This window comes from Lysobacter yananisis (assembly GCF_031199375.1).
In the GTDB taxonomy this organism is placed as follows: domain Bacteria; phylum Pseudomonadota; class Gammaproteobacteria; order Xanthomonadales; family Xanthomonadaceae; genus Lysobacter; species Lysobacter yananisis.
Genome location: NZ_CP133568.1, coordinates 3,741,634 through 3,764,537, shown reverse-complemented (window position 1 = coordinate 3,764,537; position 22,904 = coordinate 3,741,634). Strand labels below are relative to the sequence as shown.

General features: G+C 72.4%; 21 protein-coding genes and 2 pseudogenes. 13 read left to right on the top strand and 10 right to left on the bottom strand.

The window, feature by feature from the left end:
• The first annotated feature begins 15 nt into the window (after positions 1 to 15).
• The 4 genes from tilS (at position 16) to RDV84_RS15750 (ending at position 5,178) form a co-directional block, all read left to right on the top strand.
• Entirely contained in the window at positions 16 to 1,317 is a 1,302-nt protein-coding gene (gene tilS / locus RDV84_RS15765) for a tRNA lysidine(34) synthetase TilS (RefSeq protein ID WP_309150871.1), read from the top strand.
• A 162-nt stretch (positions 1,318 to 1,479) separates the two neighbouring features.
• Positions 1,480 to 1,755: an exodeoxyribonuclease VII small subunit gene (locus tag RDV84_RS15760; protein ID WP_057948264.1), complete on the top strand. Its 276-nt coding sequence runs from the start codon at positions 1,480 to 1,482 to the stop codon at positions 1,753 to 1,755.
• Positions 1,748 to 2,719: a (2E,6E)-farnesyl diphosphate synthase gene (gene ispA, locus RDV84_RS15755; RefSeq protein ID WP_309150870.1), complete on the top strand. Its 972-nt coding sequence runs from the start codon at positions 1,748 to 1,750 to the stop codon at positions 2,717 to 2,719. The genes RDV84_RS15760 and ispA overlap by 8 nt, the downstream gene beginning before the upstream one ends.
• Before the next feature lie 170 nt (positions 2,720 to 2,889).
• A complete protein-coding gene (locus tag RDV84_RS15750) occupies positions 2,890 to 5,178 on the top strand; it encodes a tripartite tricarboxylate transporter substrate-binding protein (protein ID WP_309150869.1) in 2,289 nt (762 codons plus the stop codon).
• Between the two features lie 146 nt (positions 5,179 to 5,324).
• Here RDV84_RS15750 and RDV84_RS15745 read toward each other — a convergent pair whose 3' ends face one another.
• The 3 genes from RDV84_RS15745 to RDV84_RS15735 form a co-directional block, all read right to left on the bottom strand.
• Positions 5,325 to 5,672: a DUF4870 domain-containing protein gene (locus tag RDV84_RS15745; RefSeq protein WP_078998065.1), complete on the bottom strand. Its 348-nt coding sequence runs from the start codon at positions 5,670 to 5,672 to the stop codon at positions 5,325 to 5,327.
• 255 nt (positions 5,673 to 5,927) lie between these two features.
• A complete protein-coding gene (locus tag RDV84_RS15740; RefSeq protein ID WP_309150868.1) occupies positions 5,928 to 7,073 on the bottom strand; it encodes a DUF1501 domain-containing protein in 1,146 nt (381 codons plus the stop codon).
• Between the two features lie 19 nt (positions 7,074 to 7,092).
• Positions 7,093 to 8,652 (bottom strand): DUF1800 domain-containing protein, encoded by a 1,560-nt coding sequence (locus RDV84_RS15735; RefSeq protein WP_309150867.1) that lies wholly within the window; start codon positions 8,650 to 8,652, stop codon positions 7,093 to 7,095.
• A gap of 127 nt (positions 8,653 to 8,779) precedes the next feature.
• Between RDV84_RS15735 and RDV84_RS26605 the strand changes: the two are divergent.
• Positions 8,780 to 8,845: pseudogene (locus RDV84_RS26605) on the top strand (DUF6053 domain-containing protein); the annotation flags it as partial.
• A 62-nt stretch (positions 8,846 to 8,907) separates the two neighbouring features.
• Here the strand turns inward: RDV84_RS26605 and pmbA are convergent.
• Entirely contained in the window at positions 8,908 to 10,278 is a 1,371-nt protein-coding gene (gene pmbA / locus RDV84_RS15730; protein ID WP_309150866.1) for a metalloprotease PmbA, read from the bottom strand.
• Positions 10,279 to 10,349: 71 nt separating this feature from the next.
• Here pmbA and yjgA point away from each other — a divergent pair, with 71 nt between their 5' ends.
• Positions 10,350 to 10,922: a ribosome biogenesis factor YjgA gene (gene yjgA / locus RDV84_RS15725; protein ID WP_057948269.1), complete on the top strand. Its 573-nt coding sequence runs from the start codon at positions 10,350 to 10,352 to the stop codon at positions 10,920 to 10,922.
• 21 nt (positions 10,923 to 10,943) lie between these two features.
• Complete coding sequence (locus RDV84_RS15720; protein WP_309150865.1) at positions 10,944 to 11,177, top strand: dual-action ribosomal maturation protein DarP; 234 nt, start codon at positions 10,944 to 10,946, stop codon at positions 11,175 to 11,177.
• A gap of 12 nt (positions 11,178 to 11,189) precedes the next feature.
• On the opposite strand, the gene tldD is transcribed toward RDV84_RS15720, so the two are convergent.
• Together tldD and RDV84_RS26600 are read right to left on the bottom strand one after the other, a co-directional pair.
• Positions 11,190 to 12,632, bottom strand: a complete 1,443-nt coding sequence (gene tldD / locus RDV84_RS15715; RefSeq protein ID WP_309150864.1) for a metalloprotease TldD — start codon at positions 12,630 to 12,632, stop codon at positions 11,190 to 11,192.
• Positions 12,633 to 12,742: 110 nt separating this feature from the next.
• On the bottom strand, positions 12,743 to 12,829 hold the full coding sequence (locus RDV84_RS26600; protein ID WP_425606384.1) for a DUF6053 domain-containing protein: 87 nt from the start codon (positions 12,827 to 12,829) through the stop codon (positions 12,743 to 12,745).
• A 53-nt stretch (positions 12,830 to 12,882) separates the two neighbouring features.
• On the opposite strand from RDV84_RS26600, the gene RDV84_RS26595 reads away from it, so the two are divergent.
• Both RDV84_RS26595 and RDV84_RS26590 read left to right on the top strand, forming a co-directional pair.
• Positions 12,883 to 12,981 (top strand): DUF6053 domain-containing protein, encoded by a 99-nt coding sequence (locus RDV84_RS26595; RefSeq protein WP_425606254.1) that lies wholly within the window; start codon positions 12,883 to 12,885, stop codon positions 12,979 to 12,981.
• Positions 12,950 to 13,123, top strand: coding sequence for a DUF6053 domain-containing protein (locus tag RDV84_RS26590; protein ID WP_425608216.1), 174 nt, complete (start codon positions 12,950 to 12,952; stop codon positions 13,121 to 13,123). The genes RDV84_RS26595 and RDV84_RS26590 overlap by 32 nt, the downstream gene beginning before the upstream one ends.
• Positions 13,124 to 13,126: 3 nt before the next feature.
• Here RDV84_RS26590 and RDV84_RS15710 read toward each other — a convergent pair whose 3' ends face one another.
• The 3 genes from RDV84_RS15710 to RDV84_RS15700 all read right to left on the bottom strand — a co-directional run bounded on the left by RDV84_RS15710 (position 13,127) and on the right by RDV84_RS15700 (position 19,721).
• A complete protein-coding gene (locus RDV84_RS15710; RefSeq protein WP_309150863.1) occupies positions 13,127 to 17,299 on the bottom strand; it encodes a YhdP family protein in 4,173 nt (1,390 codons plus the stop codon).
• Positions 17,300 to 17,452: 153 nt separating this feature from the next.
• Positions 17,453 to 18,940, bottom strand: coding sequence for a ribonuclease G (rng, locus tag RDV84_RS15705; protein WP_078998072.1), 1,488 nt, complete (start codon positions 18,938 to 18,940; stop codon positions 17,453 to 17,455).
• 211 nt (positions 18,941 to 19,151) lie between these two features.
• Entirely contained in the window at positions 19,152 to 19,721 is a 570-nt protein-coding gene (locus RDV84_RS15700; protein ID WP_057948274.1) for a Maf family protein, read from the bottom strand.
• 124 nt (positions 19,722 to 19,845) lie between these two features.
• On the opposite strand from RDV84_RS15700, the gene RDV84_RS15695 reads away from it, so the two are divergent.
• The 4 genes and pseudogenes from RDV84_RS15695 to RDV84_RS26585 form a co-directional block, all read left to right on the top strand.
• Positions 19,846 to 20,646: an SIMPL domain-containing protein gene (locus tag RDV84_RS15695; RefSeq protein ID WP_078998074.1), complete on the top strand. Its 801-nt coding sequence runs from the start codon at positions 19,846 to 19,848 to the stop codon at positions 20,644 to 20,646.
• Between the two features lies 1 nt (position 20,647).
• Positions 20,648 to 20,824, top strand: coding sequence for a hypothetical protein (locus RDV84_RS15690; RefSeq protein WP_309150862.1), 177 nt, complete (start codon positions 20,648 to 20,650; stop codon positions 20,822 to 20,824).
• 479 nt (positions 20,825 to 21,303) lie between these two features.
• Positions 21,304 to 21,978, top strand: a complete 675-nt coding sequence (locus RDV84_RS15685) for an energy transducer TonB (protein ID WP_250449651.1) — start codon at positions 21,304 to 21,306, stop codon at positions 21,976 to 21,978.
• A 141-nt stretch (positions 21,979 to 22,119) separates the two neighbouring features.
• A pseudogene (locus RDV84_RS26585) lies at positions 22,120 to 22,323 on the top strand (DUF6053 domain-containing protein); the annotation flags it as partial.
• 48 nt (positions 22,324 to 22,371) lie between these two features.
• Here the strand turns inward: RDV84_RS26585 and rlmH are convergent.
• Positions 22,372 to 22,842 carry a 23S rRNA (pseudouridine(1915)-N(3))-methyltransferase RlmH gene (gene rlmH, locus RDV84_RS15680; RefSeq protein WP_309150861.1) on the bottom strand — a complete coding sequence of 157 codons (471 nt, stop codon included), beginning with the start codon at positions 22,840 to 22,842 and terminating at the stop codon, positions 22,372 to 22,374.
• Positions 22,843 to 22,904: the final 62 nt, after the last annotated feature.

The following is a 22,904-nucleotide window of genomic DNA, read 5'->3' as shown; positions in this document are numbered from 1 at the left end:
TGGCACCATGCGCGCATGCCTGCCTCCGGCGCCGATGCGCTCCCCGCCGCCCTCGCCGCCCTGCCCGCCGCGCCGTTGTGCGTGGGCTACAGCGGCGGCCTGGATTCCAGCGCGCTGCTGCATGCGCTGGCGGCCTCGCCGCAGGCGCGCGCACGCGGCCTGCGCGCCTGGCACGTGCACCACGGGCTGCATCCGCAGGCCGACGCCTGGGCCGCGCATTGCGCCGACGTCTGCTCCGGCTACGGCCTGGAACTGACCGTTTCGCGGGTATCGGTTGCGCGCGACGGCGGCGACGGCCCCGAGGCCACCGCGCGCGCCGCGCGCCATGCCGCGTTCGCCGCCGGCCTCGGCGCGGGCGAAGTGCTGGCGCTGGCGCACCACCGCGACGATCAGGCCGAGACCGTGCTGCTGCGCCTGCTGCGCGGCTCCGGTCCGGACGGACTGGCGGCGATGCGCGAATGGCGCGAGTGCGGCCGCGGGCGCTTGTGGCGGCCGCTGCTGGCGCTATCGCGCGCGCAGTTGGAAGCCTACGCGCAGCGCCACGGCCTGCGCTGGATCGACGACCCCAGCAACGCCGAGGACCGCTACGACCGCAACTTCCTGCGCCAGCGCGTGCTGCCGCTGCTGCGCGAGCGCTGGCCGCAGGCGCCGGCGGCGCTGGCGCAATCGGCGCGCTTGCAGGAAGACGCGGCCGGCCTGCTCGAAGAGGGCGACGCGCTGGCCCTGGCCCAGGCGCGCAGCCTCGACCCGCATGCGCTCTCGCGCAGCGCCCTGCGCGCGCTGGCGCCGGCGCGGCGCGCGCGGGTGCTGCGGCGCTGGATCGCTGCGCTCGGCCTGCCGCCGCTGCCGGCGCAGGGCGTGGCCCAGATCGACACCGACCTGCTGTGCGCGCGCGCCGACGCCGACGCCGAATTCGCCTGGAACGGCGCCCGCGTGCGCGCCTGGCGCGACCTGCTGCACGCCGCGCCGCAACGCCCGCCGCTGCCGCCGGACTGGCGCGCCGACTGGGACGGCGCCGCGCCGCTGGCGCTGCCGGGCGGAGGTCGCTGGCATCTGCACGGAACCGACCGCTTCGACGCCGCCCTGCGCGCGCACCCGCGCGCCGGCGGCGAACGCATCGCCCTGCCGGGCCGCGACCACCGCCACAGCCTCAAGCACGCGCTGCAGGCCTTGGGCGTACCGCCATGGGAGCGCGAACGCCTGCCGCTGCTGAGCGCGGCCGACGGCGAACTGCTGGCCGCGGGCGACCTGCTCTACTCCGCGCGCCTGCAAGCGTGGCTGCGCGAACGCGCGGCGCGGCTGGAGTGGGAACCGTAACCTGCGCCGCCGTTGTCGATGCGCGGTCGCGGCTCGCGCCGCTCCGCCAAGGTAAGCCCGAAGCCGCGCCAAACCCCGCCGCGCCGCACCTGCGACCCGCGGACGCGGCCTCTTCACCCCGCGCGCATTGACCCCGTCCGCCCCCCGGCTCACACTTTCCCCATGCCCCGCAAAACCACTACCGAAGCCTCGCCGGTCGCCGATTTCGAGCAGTCGCTGGATGCGCTCGAGCAACTGGTCGAGAAGATGGAACACGGCGAAATGAGCCTGGAAGAGTCGCTGGCCGCCTACGAGCGCGGCGTCGGCCTCTATCGCCGCTGCCAGAGCGCGCTGGAGCAGGCCGAACTGCGCGTGCGCCTGCTGACCGATCCGCAGGAACCGGCGAGCGCCGAACCGTTCGGCAACGCCGGCCCGCCGGGCAGCGATGTCGATGCCTGAGCCGCGCGCCGCCGCGTCCGCGCCCGGCGCGGACGCCACCGCCGATCCGCGCGCCGGCGTGGACGCCGCCACCGATCCACGCGCGCTCGATGCCGTCCTCGGCCGCTGGCGCGAGCGCGCCGACGCCGCGTTGGCGCGGGTCCTGCCCGACAGCGAGGCCGAGCCGCGCCGCCTGCACCAGGCCATGCGCCACGCGGTGCTGCTCGGCGGCAAGCGCATGCGGCCGCTGCTGGTCTACGCCAGCGGCGCCTTGTTCGAAGTCGCGCCGATCGTGCTCGACGCGCCGGCCGCCGCGGTCGAGCTGATCCACGCCTATTCGCTGGTCCACGACGACCTGCCGGCGATGGACGACGACGCCCTGCGCCGCGGCCAGCCGACCGTGCACGTGGCCTTCGACGAAGCCACCGCGATCCTCGCCGGCGACGCGCTGCAGTCGCTGGCTTTCGCGACCCTCGCCGACACCGAAACCGCCGACGCGATCCGCGTCGACCTGCTGCGCAGCCTGGCCCAGGCCGCGGGCGTGGCCGGCATGTGCGGCGGCCAGGCGCTGGACATCGACGCCACCGGCGCCGGCGTGCAGTTGCGCCTGGACGCGCTGGAGCGCCTGCACTCGCTCAAGACCGGCGCGCTGATCCGCGCCAGCGTGCGCATGGGCGCGCTGTGCGGCGGCGCCGACGCCGCCGCGCTGGCGGCCCTGGACCGCTACGCGCGCGCGCTCGGCCTGGCGTTCCAGGTGCGCGACGACATCCTCGACATCGAAGGCGACAGCCAGACCCTGGGCAAGACCGCCGGCAAGGACCTGGCCCAGGACAAGTCGACCTTCCCCGCGCTGATCGGCCTGGACGCCTCGCGCGCGCGCCTGGACGAACTGGCCGCGTCGATGCATCAGGCGCTGGAGCCGTTCGGTCCGCGCGCGGCCACGCTGCACGCGCTGGGGCGGCTGGCGATCGAACGCGATCGCTGAGCCGCACGGCGACGCTGCGACGACGACACGAGCGGGCTTCGGCCCGCTTTTTCGTTGCGGCGGCTGCGCCGGGGCGCGGCGGCGATTCCCGGTCCCGCGCTCGGCCGGGTTGTCTTGGCTCGGCGGCAGCGCCTACGCTGGCGCTCGGGGCATGCGCGGCGTTTGGTCCGTTGCCCCCGAAAACGCCGGACCCGGGCGATCGTCTCGACCGTCGTCCGCGCGCGGCCGCGGCTCGGCAAGGATGCACACCTATGAAGCGCTTGTTTCTGCTCGGCATCGCGTTGTGGCTCGGCGCAGCCCTCCACCCGGCGCGGGCCGCGACGCCCGACGGCACGAATCCGCGCATCGATTCCGACGCGCTGCCGATGCAATCGGAATGGCAACTGCGCTCAGTGATCGATCCGCAGGCGCCGCCCTGGCAGGACGTCTTCGCCTTCACCCTGGGCATGGCGCCGGAGTCGATCGAGCGCTCGCGCTGGTTGAGCCTGAACCCCGGCGCGAACAGCGCCCGCTCGCCCGGGCTGTTCGACACGCTGCAGGGCCGCACGCTGTTCCTCTCGCCGGCCGCGCGCAGCGTGTGCGGCGGCCGCTGGCGCGTCGTGCGGCTGGAGCGCGCCGCTCTCGACGCCGCGCTGCGGCCCTCGATCGAGGTGCGGCTGGTCGAGCGCCAAGCCGACGGCAGCCAGCGCGTCGTGGCGGCCTCCGGGCGCATCGACGAGCAAGGCCGATGGGCGGTGCCGCCCAAGACCTGCGCGGGCGAAGACGCGGCGCCCGCCGGTTCTCTCGCCGTCTCGTCCGACCCGACGCCGGACGAACGCGCGCAAACCGCTCCGAGCCTGCGCGTAGACACTCAGTCCGGGCAGCCCGGCCTGCGCGACGCGCACGGCAAATGGCTGACCCCGGCTCCGGTACGCGACATCGCCACGGCGCAATGGATGCGCGACCGGCAAGAACCGATCCCCGCGGACGCCACCGCCTGGGGCCTTATCGACGCCCGCGGGCGCACGGTCATCCCCTTCTTGTTTCGCGAACTGGCCGACGCGGCGAGCCCGCGCCGCATCCGCCTGTGCGTCGCCGCCGGCACGCCGCGCGAATGCCGCTGGCAGCGGCTGCGCGGCGGCGACACCGCCGCCGCGCTGCGACCGGCCCAGGACCCGGACAGCCAGCGCTGGGGTTACCGGGACGCCGCGGGACGCTGGGCGATCGCGCCGCAGTTCCGCCAGGCCCGCGCCTTCCGCCACGGCTATGCGGCGGTGTCGGGGCCGTATCCGCACGACTGGCGGCCGCCGGGCTGGCAGGACGGCCGCCCGGTGCTCCGCGGCTTCCGGCGCGCGGGCCGGCATTGGGTGGCCGAGGCCATGGTCCGCAACGCGGACACCGGCGGCGAATGGAGCCTGCGCTACGGCGTGCTGAACGACGCCGGGCAATGGCTCGCGCCGATGCCGGATTACGCGCTGCACATCGTCGTGCTGGTTCCGCCCGGCGGCCGCAGCGGCTACTACGCGCAGATGCTGGCCGAGCATCTGCCCAAGCTGCTCGGCCGCGAAGTGCAGGTCGACTACATGCCGCAGGCGAGCGAGGCCGACTATCGCCGGCTGATGACCCAGGGCGGCGACGCCAAGCTGCTGCTGGCCGCATTGCGGTTGCCGCGCGGAGGTATCGAGGGCGTGCACACCAGACTCCCCGTCGACCAGCTGATGCATGCGCTGCACCCGGTCGCCTTGCTGGCCTCGGAGCCGCTGGTGCTGGCCATCGACAGCGCGAAAGCCGATGCGTTGGGCATCCGCGACACCCAAGGCCTGCTCGCCCATGCGCGCGCCCACCCCGGCGCGCTGCGCATCGCCACCGGCGACAACGGCTGGACCGGGCACCTCGCCTTCGGCCAGTTCCGCGCGCTCAGCGGCGTCGATGTGCGGCGCGTCGTGTTCAAGGGCATCTATCCCGATTCGGACACCGTCACCCGCGAGCACGCGGCGGAGCTGCTGTTCGCGCCGGTGAACGGCGTCGCGGTCGCCGTGCAGCGCGGCCAGTTGCAGGTGCTGGGCACCGCCGCCGAGCCCGCGCATCCGCAGACCTTCGACGGCGCGACGTGGCCGACGCTGGCGTCCACCGCGGCGCTGGCCGGCTTCGCCGCCTACGACCGCTTCAGCCTGTGGGCGCCCGCCGATTCGGACGCGGTGTCCAGGCGCAAGCTGCAGGAGGCCGTGGCCGCGATGCTGGCGTTGCCGTCGGTGCGAAGGCGGTTGCAGGACATCCAGGTCGTCGCCGGCAGCGGTTCGGCGGAGGATCTGTTGGCGCTGGAACACGAAGAACGCCGGCGTTGGGAGCTCGCTCTGTCGGGCTCCGTTGATTCGACGCCTGTCGATTCGGCGCCTGTTGATTCGATGCCTACTGATTCGGCGCCTGCGCCGAAGCACGCCGTTTCGAGCCCGGCGCCGGCGTCGCCGCCGTCGCGCTGACCGGTCGCCGTCGGATCTCGGCCGAGCGATCGAGCGAGCTCCTCGCCTGCCCGACCGGCCGCGGCGCGGGGCGACTCGCGCCAAAACGAAAAAGGCGGGCCGAAGCCCGCCTTTTCGCTTCCGCGGCGGCTCGCGCCGCCCGCGGCTTACTTCACCAGACGCAGGGTGAAGGGGTAACGGTAGGCTTCGCCCTTGTTCGCGGCCAGCGCGGCCATGATGGTCAGCACCAGCCAGGCCAGGCCGACGGCGATCATCACCAGCACGCCGATCAGCACCAGGGTCAGGATGCCGCCGATGATCATCGCGATCAGCACGGTGATGTTGAAGTTCAGCGCTTCCTTGCCCTGGTCGGCGACGAAGGGCATGGTGTCCTTCTTGATCAGCCACACCACCAGCGGGCCGAGGATGGTGCCGAAGGGAACGATCAAACCGACCAGCGTGCTCAGATGAGCCAGCATGCCCCAAGTCTTCTCGTCCTGACTGATATCGTTCATTACGCTTCCCCTACGTGGTATTGGATGGAGTGGGTGATCGAAGTTCCCGCGCCGGCGGCCCGGTTCCCCTGCCCGGCATCATAAACCCCTTTCATCACAGATTAACCACGCCGCAACGCAAGTTTCGCAGGCCGCGGCGCAACGCAGTGCGGCGGCGTACCCGGCCGTGCCCGGCCGCAGGCGGCCGCGCGAACGCCGGGTTTCGGAATCGGAAAGACGCGCAGTCCGTCGCGGCCGACGCCGGCCGCGCCCCGCTCAGGCCCGCAGCCAGTCGCGCAGCGGCGGCAGGCCGCGGCTATCGGGGAACACGCTGCGCTCCACCGCCGCGTCGGCCAGGCCGAGGTGCTCGACCAGCACGCTCTTGAACACCGCGCGCAGGTCGGTGGTGGCGCGCAGGTCGCGGCCTTCGTTGAGCTGGGACGGCCCCAGCCCCGGCCAGTCGCCGCCGATGCGGCCGCCGCGCACCGCGCCGCCGCACAGCAAGGCCATGCCGCCGGTGCCGTGATCGGTGCCGTCGGTGCCGTTGAGCGCGGCGGTGCGGCCGAACTCGGTGACCACCACCACCACCGTGCGCGGCCACGCCGCGCCGAAGCCTTCGCGCGCCGCCGCCAGGCCCTGGTCGAGCTCGGCCAGCTTGCGTTGCAGCTGCGGCGCCTGGTTGCGGTGGCTGTCCCAGCCGCTGTCCTCGACGAAACCGATGCGCGGGCCGTCGGCCGCGCTCATCCGCTGCGCCGCCACCCGCATCGCCTCGGGCAGGGCGAACGCGCCCTTGCCGTCGCGCGGCATCCCGCCGCTGCCGGCGGAGCGCTCGAAGGTTTCGCTCAGGCGCGGATCGGCCGCGTACAGCGGTTGCAGCTGTTGCAGCAGTTGCGGATCGACCGGTCGCGGCAACGGCGGCCACCAGTTGCTGACGCGGTCGCTGCCGCCGCGCAGCGCCAGCGGCATCACCGCCGCCACCGCCAGCGCCTGCCCGCCGGACATCGCGCGCACGCAGCGGCCGAGCCAGCCGTCGCGCGCGCCGTTCGGCGTGGCGGTGCCGTTCTCCAGGCAATCCTGGGCGTCGAAGTGCGAGCGCTGCCGGTACGGCGGCGCCACCGCCACCAGCGGCAGCAACTGCCCGGCGCGGTACATCGCCGCGGACTGCCGCATCGCCGGGTGCAGTCCGAACAAGCCGTCGACGCGGATCGGATCGGCGACCGCGCCGTCGCGGCGCAGTCCGGCGTAGGCGGGCTCCGCATACGGCGGCAGCAGGTGCAGGCCGTCGAGGCCGCCGCGCAGCAGCACCAGCAGCAAGCGCGTGTCGCCCGCGCCGGCCGCGGCGACGCGCGGGAACAGGGTCAGCAGCGCGCTGGCGCCGAGCGCGGCGAGCAGGCCGCGACGCTGCCGTTCGAGCGCGCTCATCGTCTCCTCGTGCGCCATCTCAGACTCTCCACTGGAACGCGGGGCTGGCGAACAGCAGCGAACAACCGTCGCTGGCCGAACCGGCGCGGCGCAGGCCGATGGCGAAATCGCCGCTCACCGCCTGGCTGCCGAGCACCGCCAGCGCGCGCTGGTACGGGCTGATGTCGGCCGAATCCACCCGCGCGGCGAACATCTGCGCGGCCTGGATGCGCTTGAACAAACCGTCGGGGCTGCTCCAATCGGCGGCGGTGTCGGGAAAACCGGCCGGCGAGCGCGGAGTGAACACCGGCTGGCCGAGGCTGGCGAGCAGGCCGACCAACGCGCGCGCCTGATCGTCCACCGGCAGTTCGCCGGCGCGCAGCGCGGAGATCACGAAATCGTTGGGCGTCTTGAACTTGCGCGCGTCCGCCGACCAGGCCTGCTCGCTTTCGACCAGCGCCCGGTACAGCGCGCGCAGGTCGCCGTCCTCGCGCAGATAGGCCTGGGCCATGCGCTCCACCAGCGCCGGCGGCGGCTGGTCGGCGACGAAGTGGCGGGCGAGCTTGAAGCTGAGATGGCGCGCGGTGGCCGGATGCCGGGCCAGGTCGGCCAGCACCGCGCGGCCCTGCTCCTGCCCGCCTTCGGCGTAGCTGCGGCCGAGCACGCGGCGCGCGCCGGGCTCGTGGGCGTTGGCGCGGAACACGAACGACTGCGCGGCATCTTCGTCGCGCGGGCCGGGCGTGCTCCAGCCGGTGATCGCGCGCGCCAGTTCGATCACGTCCTCCTGGCGGTAGCCGCCGTCGACGCCGAGGGTGTGCAGTTCCAGGATCTCGCGCGCCAGGTTCTCGTTGAGGCCGCGCTTCTCGCGCCCGAGCTTCTGCGCGCGCATCGCGGCGCGCGAGTCGTCGCCGATGGAGGCGGCGTTGTCGAGATAGCGCAGCATCGCCGGGTGCCGCTCCACCGCCAGCAGCATGTCCTCGAAGCGGCCGAGCACGTGCGGGCGGATCGCCTCGCGCTCCATCGAACCGGCGTACAGGCGCGCGTTGCCCTTGTCGATCGACACGGCGAAGTGGTTCGACCAGAACTGGCTCAGGCGTTCGACGAAGGGCGCATCGGTGTCGGCGGCGTGGCGGTAGCGCGCGGCGAACTCGGCCAGTTGCTGGCGGCGCAGTTCGCGGCGCAGGGTTTCGCCGGAGTCGGCCGGGCCGTCGGCGCCGGCGCGCGCTGCGGGACTGCGCTCGCGCGCGGCCTGCGCCGGATCGGCGTCGCGCGCGCGGCGGCGGGCGCGCGGCGCGGTTTCGTCTGCGGCCGTCGCGGGCGCGGCGGGGTCGGCCGCCGCGGCCGCCGCGGCCATCGCCGGCTCGCCATCGCCGGCGGCCGCCGCGCGGCGCGCGCGCGCGGCGCGATTGAGCTGCTGCTGGCGGAACTCCAGGCGCATGGTCTCGACGCTGCCGGGCAAGCCGGCGAACGCGTCGAGCGCGGGCGGGCGGCGCAACTGCGCGAGCAGGATCTCGCGTCCGTCGCCGCCGCCGCGCTCCAGTTCGCCCGGGCGCGCGCCCAGTCCGAAACGATTGGCGGCCGTGGCCTTGCTGGCGCTCATCGGGGTTCCCGGCGGGTGGACTACCCGTTGGAAACGGCCGGACGCGGATCGGGTTGACAGCGCCGGCGCCCGTTCAGGGCGATGCGGCGGGTGATGGAAGGGAGATGCCTTTGCGGGAGGGGCTTCAGCCCCGACGCCTTGCGCTCAGGTCGCGGCGAGCGGGCACAAAAGCGTCGGGGCTGAGGCCCCTCCCACAAAAGCCGTCGCACCGCCGAAGTTCGTCGTCGGCCGCGCGGCGCGCGCGCGGCGCAAACCTCACTCGCCCGCCACCGTCATCTTGCCGAGCAGGATCGAACCGGTGCGGATGTGCGAGCGCGGGTCGACGTCGCTGCCGACCGCCTCGATCCCGGCGAACATGCGCCGCAGGTTGCCGGCGATGGTGATGCCGTCGACCGGATACTGGATCTCGCCGCCCTCGACCCAAAAGCCGGCCGCGCCGCGCGAGTAGTCGCCGGTGACGCCGTTGACGCCCTGCCCCATCAGCTCGGTGACCAGCAGGCCGCGGCCCATCTGCTTGACCAGGGCATCGAAGTCGCCGGCATTGGCGGCGACATGCAGGTTGTGCACGCCGCCAGCGTTGCCGGTGGTGCTCAGGCCGAGCTTGCGCGCCGAGTAGCTGCCGAGCACGTAACGTTGCAGCACACCGCCTTCGACCAACGACGATTCGCGCGTCGCCACGCCCTCGGCGTCGTAGGCGGTCGAACGCAGGCCGCGCATCAGGAACGGGGTTTCCCGGATCGAGAACCATTCGGGAAACAGCGTCTGCCCGACGCTGTCGACCAGGAAGCTGGTGCGCCGGTACAGGTTGCCGCCGCTGACGGCGCTGATCAGGTGGCCGATCAGCGAGCGCGCGCTCTCGGCCGCGAACAGCACCGGATAGTCGCCGGTCGCGAGTTGGCGCGGCGCCAGCCGCGAGACGGTGCGCTCGGCGGCCTTGCGGCCCACCGCCGCGGCCGACTCCATGTCCTCCGGCGCCAGCCCCAGGGTGTACCAGCCGTCGCGCTGCATCTGATCGCCGCGCCCGGCGATCAGCGCGCAGCTCAGGCTGTGCTGGGTGCTGCGCTCGCGGCCGATGAAGCCGTGCGAGTTGGCGTACACGCCGATGCTGGCGCCGGTGCCGATCGAGGTGCCGTCGGAATTCTCGATCCGCGCATCGAACCCGCGCCCGGCCGATTCGCAGGCCAGGGCCAGCTCGATCGCCCGGTCGGCGTCGATCAGCCAGGGGTGCCAGGTGTCGAAGTCGCGTTCCTCGCGCGCCATCAGCGCGGCGTCGGCCAGGCCCGCGGCCGGGTCGTCCTCGGTGTAGCGGGCGATCGCGCAGGCCTGCTCGACCGTGGACTCCAGGCTGTCCTCGCGCAGATCGGCGGTGCTGGCGCTGCCCTTGCGCTGGCCGAAGTAGACGGTCACGCCGATCCCGCGGTCGCGGGTGGACTCCACCGTCTCGACCTCGCCCATGCGCACGTTGACGCTGAGGCCGGCGTCTTCCGAACACGACACCTCGGCCTGGGTCGCCCCGCGCGCGCGCGCGGCCGCCAGCAGGCGCTGGGACAGCTCGGCCAGCGCGTCCAGGCGCTGTTCCGGATCGGCGAAGGTGTGGGCGGCGGCGGTGAGGGCTTGCGCGTTCAATGGCTTATCCTAGTCGGTGGCGGCGCCGCGGGCGGCGTCGCCGTAATGTTCAGTTTATCGAGGGAAGTGCGATGCGCGGCAGAGACGAAGACACCGGCGAATTTTTCAGCCCCAGCCGCAGCCAGAACCGGCGCGAGGCGCTGGAGGTGCTGGCGCTGGCGGAAAAACTGGTCGCCCTGACCGAGGCCCAGCTGGCCAAGCTGCCGGTGCCCGAGGCGCTGCTGCCGCACATCCGCGAGACCAAGCGCATCACCGCCCACGTCGCCCACAAGCGCCAGCTGGCGTTCCTGGCCAAGCAGATGCGGCGCGAAGACGAAGACGCGCTGGAAACGCTGCGCGACGCGATGGACGAGAACGGCGAGGCGGCGCGGCGCGAAGTCGCGGCGATGCACCGGGTCGAGCAATGGCGCGAGCGCCTGCTCGAGGACGGCGACGCCGCGTTGGCCGGGCTGCTCGACGAATACCCGCAGGCCGACCGCCAGCGCCTGCGCCAGCTGGTGCGCAACACGCTCGAGGAGCGCAAGCGCAACAAGCCGCCGCATTCGTTCCGCGAGCTGTACCGCGAGCTGCGCGCGGCGATCCTCGGCCAGGGCGCGGGCGACGAAGCCGACCACGACGACGAAACCTCGCCCGAACAGGAATAAGCCGCCAAGCGCGCGCCGCCGATGACCATCGACCCGCGACTGCTGCGCATCGAGACCTGGCGGACGCGCTTGATCGACGAAGGCTTCGACGGGATCGAAGCCTTCGCCGCGGCGTATCCGCACGCGGATCGCAAGCGGCTCAAGCGATTGATACAGGAAGCCGCGTCGATGCGGCACCGCCACCGGATGCCGCGCAAGCTGCTGCGCTACATCCGCGGGCTGGACGAGGCTGCGGACGCACAGCCGCAGCGATAGCCCCGGCCGATCTCACGCGCTGGTGCCGCCGACGGTCAGCCCGTCGATCAGCAACGACGGCTGGCCGACGCCGACCGCCACGCTCTGCCCGTCCTTGCCGCACACGCCCACGCCTTCGTCGAGCGCCAGGTCGTGGCCGATCATGCTGACCTTCTGCATCGTCTCCGGGCCGTTGCCGATCAAGGTCGCGCCCTTCACCGGCGCGGTGATCTTGCCGTCCTCGATCAGGTAGGCCTCGGTCGCCGAGAACACGTACTTGCCGCTGGTGATGTCGACCTGGCCGCCGCCGAAATTGACCGCGTACAGGCCCTTCTTGACCGAGCGGATCATCTCTTCCGGGTCGTGCGCGCCGGCCAGCATGTAGGTGTTGGTCATGCGCGGCATCGGCAGGTGGGCGAAGGATTCGCGACGGCCGTTGCCGGTCGGTTCCATGCCCATCAGCCGGGCGTTGAGCGTGTCCTGCATGTAGCCGACCAGCACGCCGTCTTCGATCAGCGTGGTGCAGTTGGTCGGAGTGCCTTCGTCGTCGACGTTGAGCGAGCCGCGGCGGCCTTCCAGGGTGCCGTCGTCGGCGATGGTCACGCCCTTGGCGGCGACGCGCTGGCCCATGCGGCCGGCGTAGGTCGAGGTGCCCTTGCGGTTGAAGTCGCCTTCCAGACCGTGGCCGACCGCTTCGTGCAGCAGCACGCCGGGCCAGCCCGAGCCGAGCACCACCGGCATCACCCCGGCCGGCGCGTCGACCGCGTCGAGGTTCACCAGCGCCTGGCGCAACGCTTCGCGCGCCCACCGCTGCGGCCGGTCGCTGGCGAGCAGTTCGGCGTAGCTGTAGCGGCCGCCGCCGCCGGCGTAGCCGCTCTCGCGGCGGCCGTTCTGTTCGACCAGGACCTGCACGTTCAAGCGCACCAGCGGGCGCACGTCGGCGGCGAGCACGCCGTCGCTGCGCGCCACCAGCACGGTGTCGAGCACGCCGTTGAGGCTGACCACGACCTGGCGCACGCGCGGATCGGCGGCGCGCAGCAGTTGGTCGAGCTGGCGCAGCGCCTCGACCTTGGCCTCGTTGGAAACCGAATCGATCGGATCCTCGCTGCGGTACAGCGAACGGCCGCCGCCGCGCACCAGCGCGCGCGGCGCCTGCGCGCCGCCGTCGCGGGCGATCGCGCGCGCCGACTTGGCCGCGCCGAGCAAGGCCTCGCCGTTGATCTCGTCGGAATAGGCGAAGCCGGTCTTCTCGCCGCTGATCGCGCGCACGCCGACGCCCTGCTCGATCGAATGCGCGCCGTCCTTGACGATGCCGTCCTCGACCGTCCAGCTCTCGCGGCGCGAATGCTGGAAATACAGATCGCCGAAATCGATGCCCGGCCCGAGCAGGGTGCCGAAGCTGCGCTCCAGGCCGCTGGCATCGAGCCCGGCGGGCAGGAGGAGGCGGGATTCGGCGAGCTGGATCGGCAGGGTCATGTGGGAACCGGGATGAGGAAAAAGGGCATCTTAGGCGCCCGCGGCGCCGCTGTGGCGGGGCGCGGGGCGGGATTGGGACAAGACACTAGATAGTGGCGCCGGGCGCCGGATCAACCGTGGGCGGGGCTTGGGGCTGGCGCCTTTCGGTGGGTCGCGGCGATCTGGCACGAGAGCGTCGGGCCTGAAGGCCCTCCCACAGGAACAGCGTCTCGACCCTGGGCTGTGTGAAGGGACTTCAGCCCCCGGGCTTGTGGGAGGGGCTTCAGCCCCGAAGCTCTCCGGTCGGGTCGCCGCGATCGGGCACAAAAGCATCGGGCCTGAAGGCCCTCCCACAGGAGCGGGGCTGTGACCCAGGATTTGGTGGGAGGGGCTTAAGCCCCGACGCTTTTCGCTCAGGTCGCCTGATCTGGCACAAGAGCATCGGGCCTGAAGGCCCTCCCACGACGGCCGCGAGCCTTTTCGGCACTCGGGGTCCGAAGGCCCCGAGGTAAGCCCTAGCCCGCCGGCGGCGCCGGCCGGGCGGCGGCGCGGGTCTGCTCGCGGCTCAGCACTTCGACCTTGGGCTCCTTCCACGGGCCGGTCACACGGTAGGTACGCGAGGTCAGGCTGCCGAGCGGTTTCTGCAGCACCGCGTTGGCCGCCGCGCCGATCGCCGCGCCGACCGGGCCGGCGGCGAGCGCGCCGACCGCGGTCAGCACGTTGGCCGCCTTCGGCCGCACTTCGATGGTCTGGTCGTAGCTCTGCGCGCGCAGGTCGGCGGCGCCGCGGATGGCGATGCTCGCGGCCGGGCCGTCGATGCTGAGGTCGTCGCTGCGCGCGCTGCCGTTGCCGAAGCGCACCGTGCCGCCGACCCGGTCGAAGGCGAAGCCCTTGGAGAACAGGTCGCGGAAGTCCAGGGTCAGCCGGCGCGGCAGCTGGGCCACGCTGAGCAGGCCGAGCATGCGGCCGGCGCCGGGTTCGATCTCGATCAGGCGGCCGTCGCGCACGTCCAGGCTGAGGCTGCCTTCCAGCGAGCCCAGCGCCATCGCCGCCGGCGCGCCGGGCCAGCCGGCGTCGAGCCGCGCCTTGCCCTTGCCGCCGCCGATCTGGCCGCCGAAGCCGAAGCCGTTCATCAGCGCGCCGACGTCGCCGCTGTCCACGGTCGCGCTCAGGTGGGTGCGCGCGGCCGCGCCGCGGCCGGTCCAGTCGCCGCTGAGGTCGATGGACTGCTTGCCGCCGCGGGTGCTGATCTGGTCGATGCGCATGCCCGCCGGGGTCGGCCGGGTGCGCACGCTGGCGGTGCCGAGCGCGGCACTGCCGAAGCGCAGGTCGGCGATGTCGATGGTCAGCGCGGGGATCTTGGCCGGGTCCATCGAGGCGTCGGCGGGCTTGGCCGCGGCGGCGGCGCTCGCCGTCGCGTGCGCGCTGTTGCCGGCACCAGTGCCCGCAGTCGCGCCGCCGCCCGCATCCACCGCCGTCCAATGCACCCGCGCGAACTTGCCGGCGATGCTGCCGCCCCCGCCCGCCGGGATCATCACCGCGCCGTCCAGCGCCGCGCCCTCGGCGCGCACCGCGGTCGCGCCGCGCGCCGCCGGCGCCACCACCAGCCGGGTATTGGGGAACACCCCGCCGAGCAGTTGCAGGCGCTGCACGTTCACGTCGATGCGCTGCAGCGGCAGGCTGTCGTCGGAACCGTCGCCATGCGCCAGCGCGATCCAGTCGATCGCTTCCAGCGTGTCAGTGCGGCCGGTCACCAGCAGCCCGCTCGGCGGCGGCAGGTCGTCGACGCGGTTGGCGCCGAGCACCACCCGCACCCCGGTCTTGCCGTTGCTGTTGCGCGAACGCAGCGCCAGGGTGTTGCCGAGCGCGACCCGCACATCGCCGCTGCCGAGCGGCAACGGCGTCTCGATGGTGGCCTGCAGCGGCGTCGCCGCGGCCTTGTTCAACGGCGGCGGCATGCCGATCGAGGTGCCGACCAAGTTGGACTGCAAGTGCAGCAAGGTCGGCGCCTGCACCGATGCGCCGGCCGCCTTCACCGCCGGCGCCCTAGGAATCGCGATGCCCACCGTCCACAGCGAGCGCCCGTCCAGATACTCCTTGAGCCAGGCCAGATCGTCGGGCCCGCGCGCGATCAGGTCGTCGGCCGCGGACATCGCGTCCAGCCCGGCCTCGAACGCATTGCCCTTGTCGCGCACGTAGTCCTCGCCGGCGCGCAGCGACAGCTTGCCGGGGGCGCCGTCGTGCAGCACCGCCAGGTTCTCCGCGGCGAATCCGGCGCGGCTGAAATCGGCATGGCCGCGCACTTGTTCGAAGGCGACCTTCCAGCGCGGATCGGCGAGCTTGGCGTCGGCCAGATCGACGCCGCCCTTGAGCGTGGTGCGCCCGCCCTCGCGCAGCGCCAGCTGCATGTCGAAGGCGACCGCGGCCGGGCCGCTCGCGCGCAGGTTGTCGAGGGTGTCGGCGTGTTCCTTGTGCAGCGGGCTCTGCCGCAGCAGCGACAGCAGCTGGCCGGCCTCGGCGTCGGTCTCGGCTTTCACGTACAGCACGCCGTCGTGGTAACGCTCGATCCCCGACCGCACCTTGCGCACGCCGACCCCGGCGATCTTGCCGCCGCCCTCGACGCTGAACCCGTCGCCGACGAAGGCGATGTCGGCGTCCAGGCCCTCGACCGCCGGCCAGTCCGGCTGGAACTTCACGGTCGCCCCGCGCAGCTTGCCGCCGGCGTAAAACAAGCCGTTGTTGCGGTTGAACGGCCAGTCGTCGAGATCGCCCGAGACCACCGCATGCGCATCGGTCAACGTGCCCGCGACCAGCGCGGTGTCGAGCCAGTTCAACAGCCGCTGCGACATCTGGCTGCGCACCCAGAAGCCCTTCGCCACCGGCAGCCGGGTCGGGTCGAGGTCGGCGGCGATGTCGATCCACGGCCGCGAACCGTCGCCCTGCCACCACATCCCGCCGCGCGCGCGCAGGCCGAAATCGCCGCCGTCGATGCGCAGCGCGGTGGTGCCGACGCGCCAGCCGGCGCCCTCGCGCCAGCCGCCGACGCTGCCGACCAGCTTGACCGTGTGCGGCACGCCGAACCCCGACGGCCAGTCGAAGCGCATCGGCGCATTGGGATCGAGATCGAACGCGAATCCGTCGGCATCGGCCTGGAACGTGCCGGCCAGGCCTTGCAGGCCCGGCGAATGGCCGACCGGATCGAAGCCGAGCGCATCGACCCGGGCGCTGGCGAACATCGGCCCGTCGCGATGGCCGTTGACCGCGATCGCGCTCAGCGCCACCCGCGGCTTGGCGGTCTCGAACCAGCGGCGCAGGCGTTCGGGCAGCGCGTCGCTGAGCGCGGCGACCGCGATCAGCGGACCGGCGTCGATGCGGTCGGCGCGCAGCGCATAGCGCTCGCCGCCGGCCACCGCGAGGCCGTCGAGGGTCTGCACGTTGGCGCCGCTGCCGATCCGCAGCCGGGACGCGTCCAGGCGCCAGCCGTTGTCGGTGAGGCGGTAATGCGCGAGCGCCTCGACGTGTTCGAACTCGACCCGCGCCGGCGGCGGGGGTGTGCCGGACGCGCCGTCGGTGGCCGAGCGCGGCGCTTCGGCTCCGGCGCGGGCGGCTGCGCTCGCGGCGACCTGGCCGGAAGGCGTCGGGCCTGAAGGCCCTCCCACGGGCGTTGCGGCCGGCTTTGTGGGAGGGGCTTCAGCCCCGACGCGGTTCGTTCCGCTCGCCGCGGACGGGCCAGGCGGCCCGTTCACCGCGGCGGCGACCGGCGCCGCAGCGGCGGCGATCGCCGCCGGCACCGAGGTCGACGCCGCGGTCGCCGGCGCATCGGCCGGCGCGGTGCGCTCGGCGCGCAGGCCGACCCGATCCAACGCCGCCGACACCATCACCCCGGCGATCCGGTGCTCGCGCAGGTCGGCCCACGCCTCGGCCCGGCCCTGCCCCGATTCGATCCGGATGCCGGCGACCTTCAACAACGGCGACCAGCCCGACAAGTCGGCGCGCACCGCGCCGGCATAGGCGCGGCCGTCGCCGCGCTTGCGGTCGAAATCCAGCACCACGTCCAGCGGCGTCGACGGCGCGCCGGCCACGCCGACGCTGGGCCAGGCGCGCGCACCGGCGCGCACGCGGTCGCCGTTCACGCGCAGGCGCAGGTCGATCTTCGGCACCCGCGCATCCACGCCCAGGCTCGGCGCGACCACCGCCAGCTTGGCGCCGATCACCTGCAACTCGCCCAGGCCTTCCAGCGCCGACAGCGGATCGCCCTGCTCCTCGCGCTCCTGCCCGGGCAGGCCGCGCACCTTCCAGCGGCCGTCGTCGGCGCGCTCCAGGGTCAGGTCGAGCCCGCTCAGGCGCAGCTCGGAGAACGCCTGGCCCGGCAACACGCCGGCATACAGCGACACCAGCATCTCGGCATCGCCGATGTTGAACGCCTGCGCGCCTTCGCCGATGCGCAGCCGATCCAGGCGCAGCAGCGGCCCGCGCCGGGTCCATTGCGTCTCGACCCGGTCGAACGCGACCGGCCGCCCCGCGCGCTGGCTCAACCACGCCGCGACCTTGTCCGGATGGCGCTCGGCCAGCGGCAACAACTGGCTGGCCACCGCCAGCAACGACGCCACCAGCACCAGCACCACCGTCGCGCCGTAGAACACGGCACGGCGCGCGATGCGCAGGCGGCGGCGCAGGGGCGTGGGCATCAGCGCAACGCTCCGCGGGGCGCGGCGCTCAGGCAAGCGGCGCGACCGGCAACGCGCAGCGCAAACATCGCGCGCGCCGCGGCCCGCGCGCGCGACCGACGCGGCAACGCGGAACAGCGCCGGCCGTTCCCCGCCGCCCGCGCCGCGTCCGCGTTAAAGCAACACCACATCGAACTGCTCCTGCGCATACTGGTCGTCGGCCTGGAACCGGATCGACTTGCCGAGGAATTCCTCCAGCTCGGCCACCGCCGCCGACTCTTCGTCGGTGATCCGCGCCACCACCTTGGGCGAGGCGATCACCAGCAGCCGCGCCGCGTCGAACTGGCGCACCTGGCGGACGATGTCGCGAAAAATCTCGTAGGTGACCGTCTCCGGCGTCTTCAGCGTGCCGCGGCCGCCGCACTCGTGGCAGGCCTCGCTGAGCTGGCGCTCCAGGCTCTCGGTGGTGCGCTTGCGGGTCATCTCCACCAGCCCCAGCGGCGAGAACTCGTACACCGTGGTCTTGGCGTGGTCGCGGGTCAGCGCCTTCTCCAGCTGGCGCAGCACCTGGCGCTTGTGCTCCTGGTCGGTCATGTCGATGAAGTCGATGATGATGATCCCGCCCAGGTTGCGCAGCCGCAGTTGCCGGGCGACCGACTGGGCCGCCTCCAGGTTGGTGCGGTAAACGGTTTCCTCGAGGTTGCGTTGACCCAGGAACGAACCGGTGTTGACGTCGATGGTGGTCATCGCCTCGGTCTGGTCGATGACCAGATAGCCGCCGGACTTCAGCGGCACTTCCTTGTCCAGCGCGCGCTGGATCTCGTCCTCGACCCCGTACAGGTCGAAGATCGGCCGCGCGCCGGTGTAGTGCTCGATCTTTTCCGCCAGCCCCGGCATGTACTGGGCGGCGAAGCTGCGCAGGCGCTCGCTGGTCTCGCGCGAGTCGACCTTGACCTTCTCCACGTCGCGCCGGATCAGGTCGCGCACCGCGCGCAGCGGCAGGCTCAGGTCCTCGTACACGCGCTCGCCGATCTTGCTGCTGCGCGACTTCTCCGCGATCAGCGCCCAGGCCCGGCTCAGGTAGGCGATGTCCTCGGCCAGCGCCTCCTCCGGCTGGCCTTCGGCGTTGGTGCGCACGATGTAGCCGTGCTGCTCGGTCGCCGGCGCCTGCGCGGTCACCAGCGACTTCAGCCGCGCCCGCTCGCCTTCGTCCTCGATCCGCGCCGACACCCCGACCACGCGCGTGCGCGGCAGCAGCACGAGGTAACGCGAGGGGATCGACAGCTGCGTGGTCAGGCGCGCGCCCTTGCTGCCGATCGGGTCCTTGACCACCTGCACGATGATTTCCTGGCCCTCGCGCAGCAACTCGGCGATCGGCCGGGTCGGCGCCGGCGGCAGCGGCGCCTCGTCGCCCTCGCCTTCGCCGCTCTGGTTGGGCTTGACGATGTCGGCCGCGTGCAGGAACGCCGCGCGCTCCAGGCCGATCTCGACGAACGCCGCCTGCATCCCCGGCATGACCCGCTGCACCTTGCCCTTGTAGATGTTGCCGACCACCCCGCGGCGCCAGCCGCGCTCGATGTGCAGCTCTTGCAGCATGCCGTTCTCGACCACGGCGACGCGGGTCTCGCGCGGAGTGACGTTGACCAGGATTTCTTCAGTCATGAGGCGGCGCGGGTCCGGTGCGGGGCGTGGAAACGATGAGGGAAACGGCGGGTCGGAAACGTACGGGGAAAGCTTGGGGAACGCGACGGGGGACGATGCGCGAGGGGCCCGGGACCAAGATAGCGCGCGGCGCCCGCAGGATCGGAGCCGGCGCGGCAGCCTAAGTTCCGCCGCGTCGGAAAAGCGCCCGCGGCGCAGGCTCGCGCCCGCGCTAGGCGCCCAGGCCGAACTCGCGCAGCAGCCGCGCGGTCTCGTGCAGCGGCAGCCCCATCACGCCGGAGTAACTGCCGGCCAGGCGGCTGACGAACACCTCCGCGCCGCCCTGGATGGCGTAGCCGCCGGCCTTGCCCATCGGCTCGCCGCCGGCGACGTAGCGTTCGATCTGCCCTTCGTCGAGCGCGGCGAAACTGACCTCCGACACCGACACCGCCTGCGCCTCGCGCGCCGGCGTGACCAGCGACACCGCGCTGATCACCTGGTGGGTGCGGCCGGACAGCCGGCGCAGCATGGCGCGGGCGTCTTCGGGATCGCGCGGCTTGCCGAACACCTCGTCGTCGAGCACCACCTCGGTATCGGCGCCGAGCACCGCCGCGGACGGATTGGCGACCACCTTGAGCAGGCCGGCGCCGGCCTTCTCGCGCGCGACCCGGCGCACGTAGTCGGCGGCGGGCTCGCCGGGCTGGCGCTGTTCGGGGATATCGAGATCGATGAGGCCGAATTCCAGGCCGAGGCGGCCGAGCAATTCGCGTCGCCGCGGCGACTGGGAGGCTAGATAGAGCATGTGCGAAAGCATAACCCGCGCTGACTGAGCGCCGCCTCAAGCCCGACGGCGCAAACCCCGCACCGAATCACGGTTCGTTAACCGGTTCAGCAAGACCCTTACCTCGTCCCTCAAGGAGTTCCACATGACCCGGTCGTCGTCCTCGCCGCTCGTCCGCCTGCCGTCGCTGTCGTCCCGCCTGTCCCGCCTGTCGTTGCGCCCGCTGGCGCTCGCCGCCGTCCTCGCCTTCGGAGCCGCAACCGCCATGACCGCGTCCGCCCAGACCGCGCCCTACGTCGCCACCGACGGCACCCTGCTGTCGGTCTCGGCCGAATCCACCGCCAAGCGCACCCCCAACATCGCCACCGTGTCCACCGGCGTGGTCACCCAGGCCGCCGACGCCAACGCGGCGATGCGCGCCAACGCCGAGCAGATGGCCAAGGTGGTCGCCGCGATCAAGGCCGCCGGCATCGCCGAACGCGACATCCAGACCAGCGGCATCAACCTCAACCCGCAGTACCGCTACCAGGAAAACCAGCCGCCGCAGATCACCGGCTACCAGGCCAACAACAACGTCAACATCGTGATCCGCGACATTTCCAAGGTCGGCAAGATCCTCGACTCGCTGGTCGCCACCGGCGCCAACCAGATCAACGGCCCGACCTTCGACCTCGACGACAAGGACAAGGACGCCGCCTTCGACGAAGCCCGCCGCGGCGCCATCGAAAAGGCCCAGGCCCGCGCCGAGATGTACGCCAAGACCCTCGGCATGAAGGTGCGGCGCATCGTCAGCGTCAGCGAAGGCGGCCGTTTCGCCCCGCCGATGCCGATGCCGATGATGGCCATGCGCATGGAGAAGGCCGGCGCCGCCGCCGACACCTCGGTGTCGCCGGGCGAGAACAGCCTGTCGATGAACCTCGACGTCGTGTTCGAGCTGGGCAAGTGAGATGAGCGACAAGAACACCGTGCCGGGCAGTTCCGACCCGCGCCCGGGCCGCAGCCCGGGCTACCCCGAGCCGCAGCCCAAGGACCGCGAGGATGCGCATCGGCCGAAGCGGCCCAAGCCCGATCCCGACGAGGGCGGGCTGGACCGCGAGCCGGAGACCGGGCCGGACCCGGACTGAAGCCGGTTTTCAATCCCGCCGATGGCAAAGACGAGGCCCGCGCATGCGGGCCTCGTCGTTTTCGCGGATCGGGGGAACGGGCAGCTGCTGCGCGGCCGTCGCGCCGTCGCGCAGGCTGAGTCGTGCCCACGTGCGACGACAGACTCGTTCGCCCGCAGCAAGTGGCCAAGCGCATGACCGGCCGAACGCCGTTGCCGGTCGTTCAGGAAAACCGCTTCGCACCGAAGGACGCGCGGCCCGCACGAGGCCTCGAAAATAAGCGCCGATCCCTGCACGAATCCGGACGTTGTCCACGTACTCGGCGCGTCCGGTGGGACCGCCCTCAGTCCGCTCCTCCACCCAAAGTCGCAAACGAGAACCGCTTGCATCGCCACCCGGGCGCGGCGCATTTTTGTGATACGGCGCCGTCTTCAGCTTCAACCCCGTGGGCGGTTCCGGGCCGTTGTCAGTGCTGCACGACACACTCAAGGAGGATGCCCATGGTCCGCACGCTCCCGTCCCACCACGCCCACGAATCCCTGGACGGCACCCGCATCGCCGCCAACGCCGGGGCCATCGCCTTCAACGCCGCGATGCTGATGCTGATGCTGGCGCCGTTGAGCGCGCCGCAACTGATCCAGAAGTCGCTAGATCCGGTGACCGATGTGATCCTGCTGCCGCGGGAGAAGAAGCCGGTCGTGATCGAACACAAACCGCCGCCGGTGATCCGCCAAGTGGAGACCAAGCCGCAACCGCGCACCCCGCCCGTCGTCCAGCAGCAAGCGCCGCCCCAGGAGATCGTGGTCGACCAGCCCGCGCTGCCGATGGATTTCCAGGGAGTCGAGCAGGTCGCGATCGCGACCCCGCCGAGCACCAACGTCGGCCGCGGGATCATCGAAGGCGCAACCCTGCAGGTGCTGCGCAACCCGGCGCCGACCTATCCGGTCGACGCGATCCGCAACAACCTCACCGGCACGGTCGAGCTGGAGATCCTGGTCGGCATCGACGGCAAGCCGCTGGACGTCAGCATCGTGCGCAGCAGCGGCCACCGCTCGCTCGACCAGGCCGCGCGCAAGGTCGTGCTGCAGCGCTGGACGTTCCAGCCGGCGATGGAGAACGGCCAAGCCGTGCAGGCGCGCGGCCGGGTGCCGATCCAGTTCAAGCTCGACCAGTAACGCTGCAGCCCGCCCGTCGCCACGGCGCAAGCCGCCGCCGAGCCCGCTGCACGCAAGGCCCTCGCCCGAGGGCCTTGCGCTTTTTGCAGGAGGCTTCCAGGCCCGAGGCCTTCAGCTTGTGTGAGAGGGCCTTCAGGCCCGATGCCTTCGGCTTGTGTGGGAGGGCCTTCAGGCCCGATGCCTTCGGCTTGTGTGGGAGAGCCTTCAGGCCCGATGCCTTCGGCTTGTGTGGGAGAGCCTTCAGGCCCGATGCCTTGGGCTTTTGTGCGAGGGCCTTCAGGCCCGATGCCTTTCGCTCAGGTCGCGGCAACCTGGGACAAAAACATCGGGCCTGAAGGCCCTCCCACAAAAGCCGCAGGCCGTCCCGAAAAAACGCGCAGCCGCGGCGATAGCTCAGGCGCGGTGATAGGGATGATTGGCCAGCAACGCCGCCGCCCGATACAACTGCTCGGCCGCGACCAACCGCACCAGCATGTGCGGCAAGGTCAACGGCCCCAGCGACCATTGCTCGTCGGCGCGCGCCAGCACGTCGGGCGCATGCCCCTCGGGCCCGCCGATCAGGAACGCCAGATCGCGTCCCTGCCCGCGCCAATGCTCCAGGCGTTGCGCCAGTTGCTCCGACGTCCACAACCGCCCGCGCCCTTCCAGCGCCACCACGCAGGCGTTCTTCGGCAACGCCGTCAACACCCGCGCGCCCTCGTCGGCGGTCGCGCGCGCCGCATCGCGGCCCTTGCCGCGCAGGCCCGGTTCGATCTCCACCAACTCCAGCGGCAGCCAATGCGACAAGCGCTTCTGGTATTCGCCGAAGCCCTCGGCGACCCAGCGCGGCGCGCGTTCGCCGACGGCGATCAGTTTGCTTTTCATGCGCGCATGGTAGCCCGGGGCTGGTGGAGGCGATGCGGGGGCGTGGCCTGCGCGACGCTTGA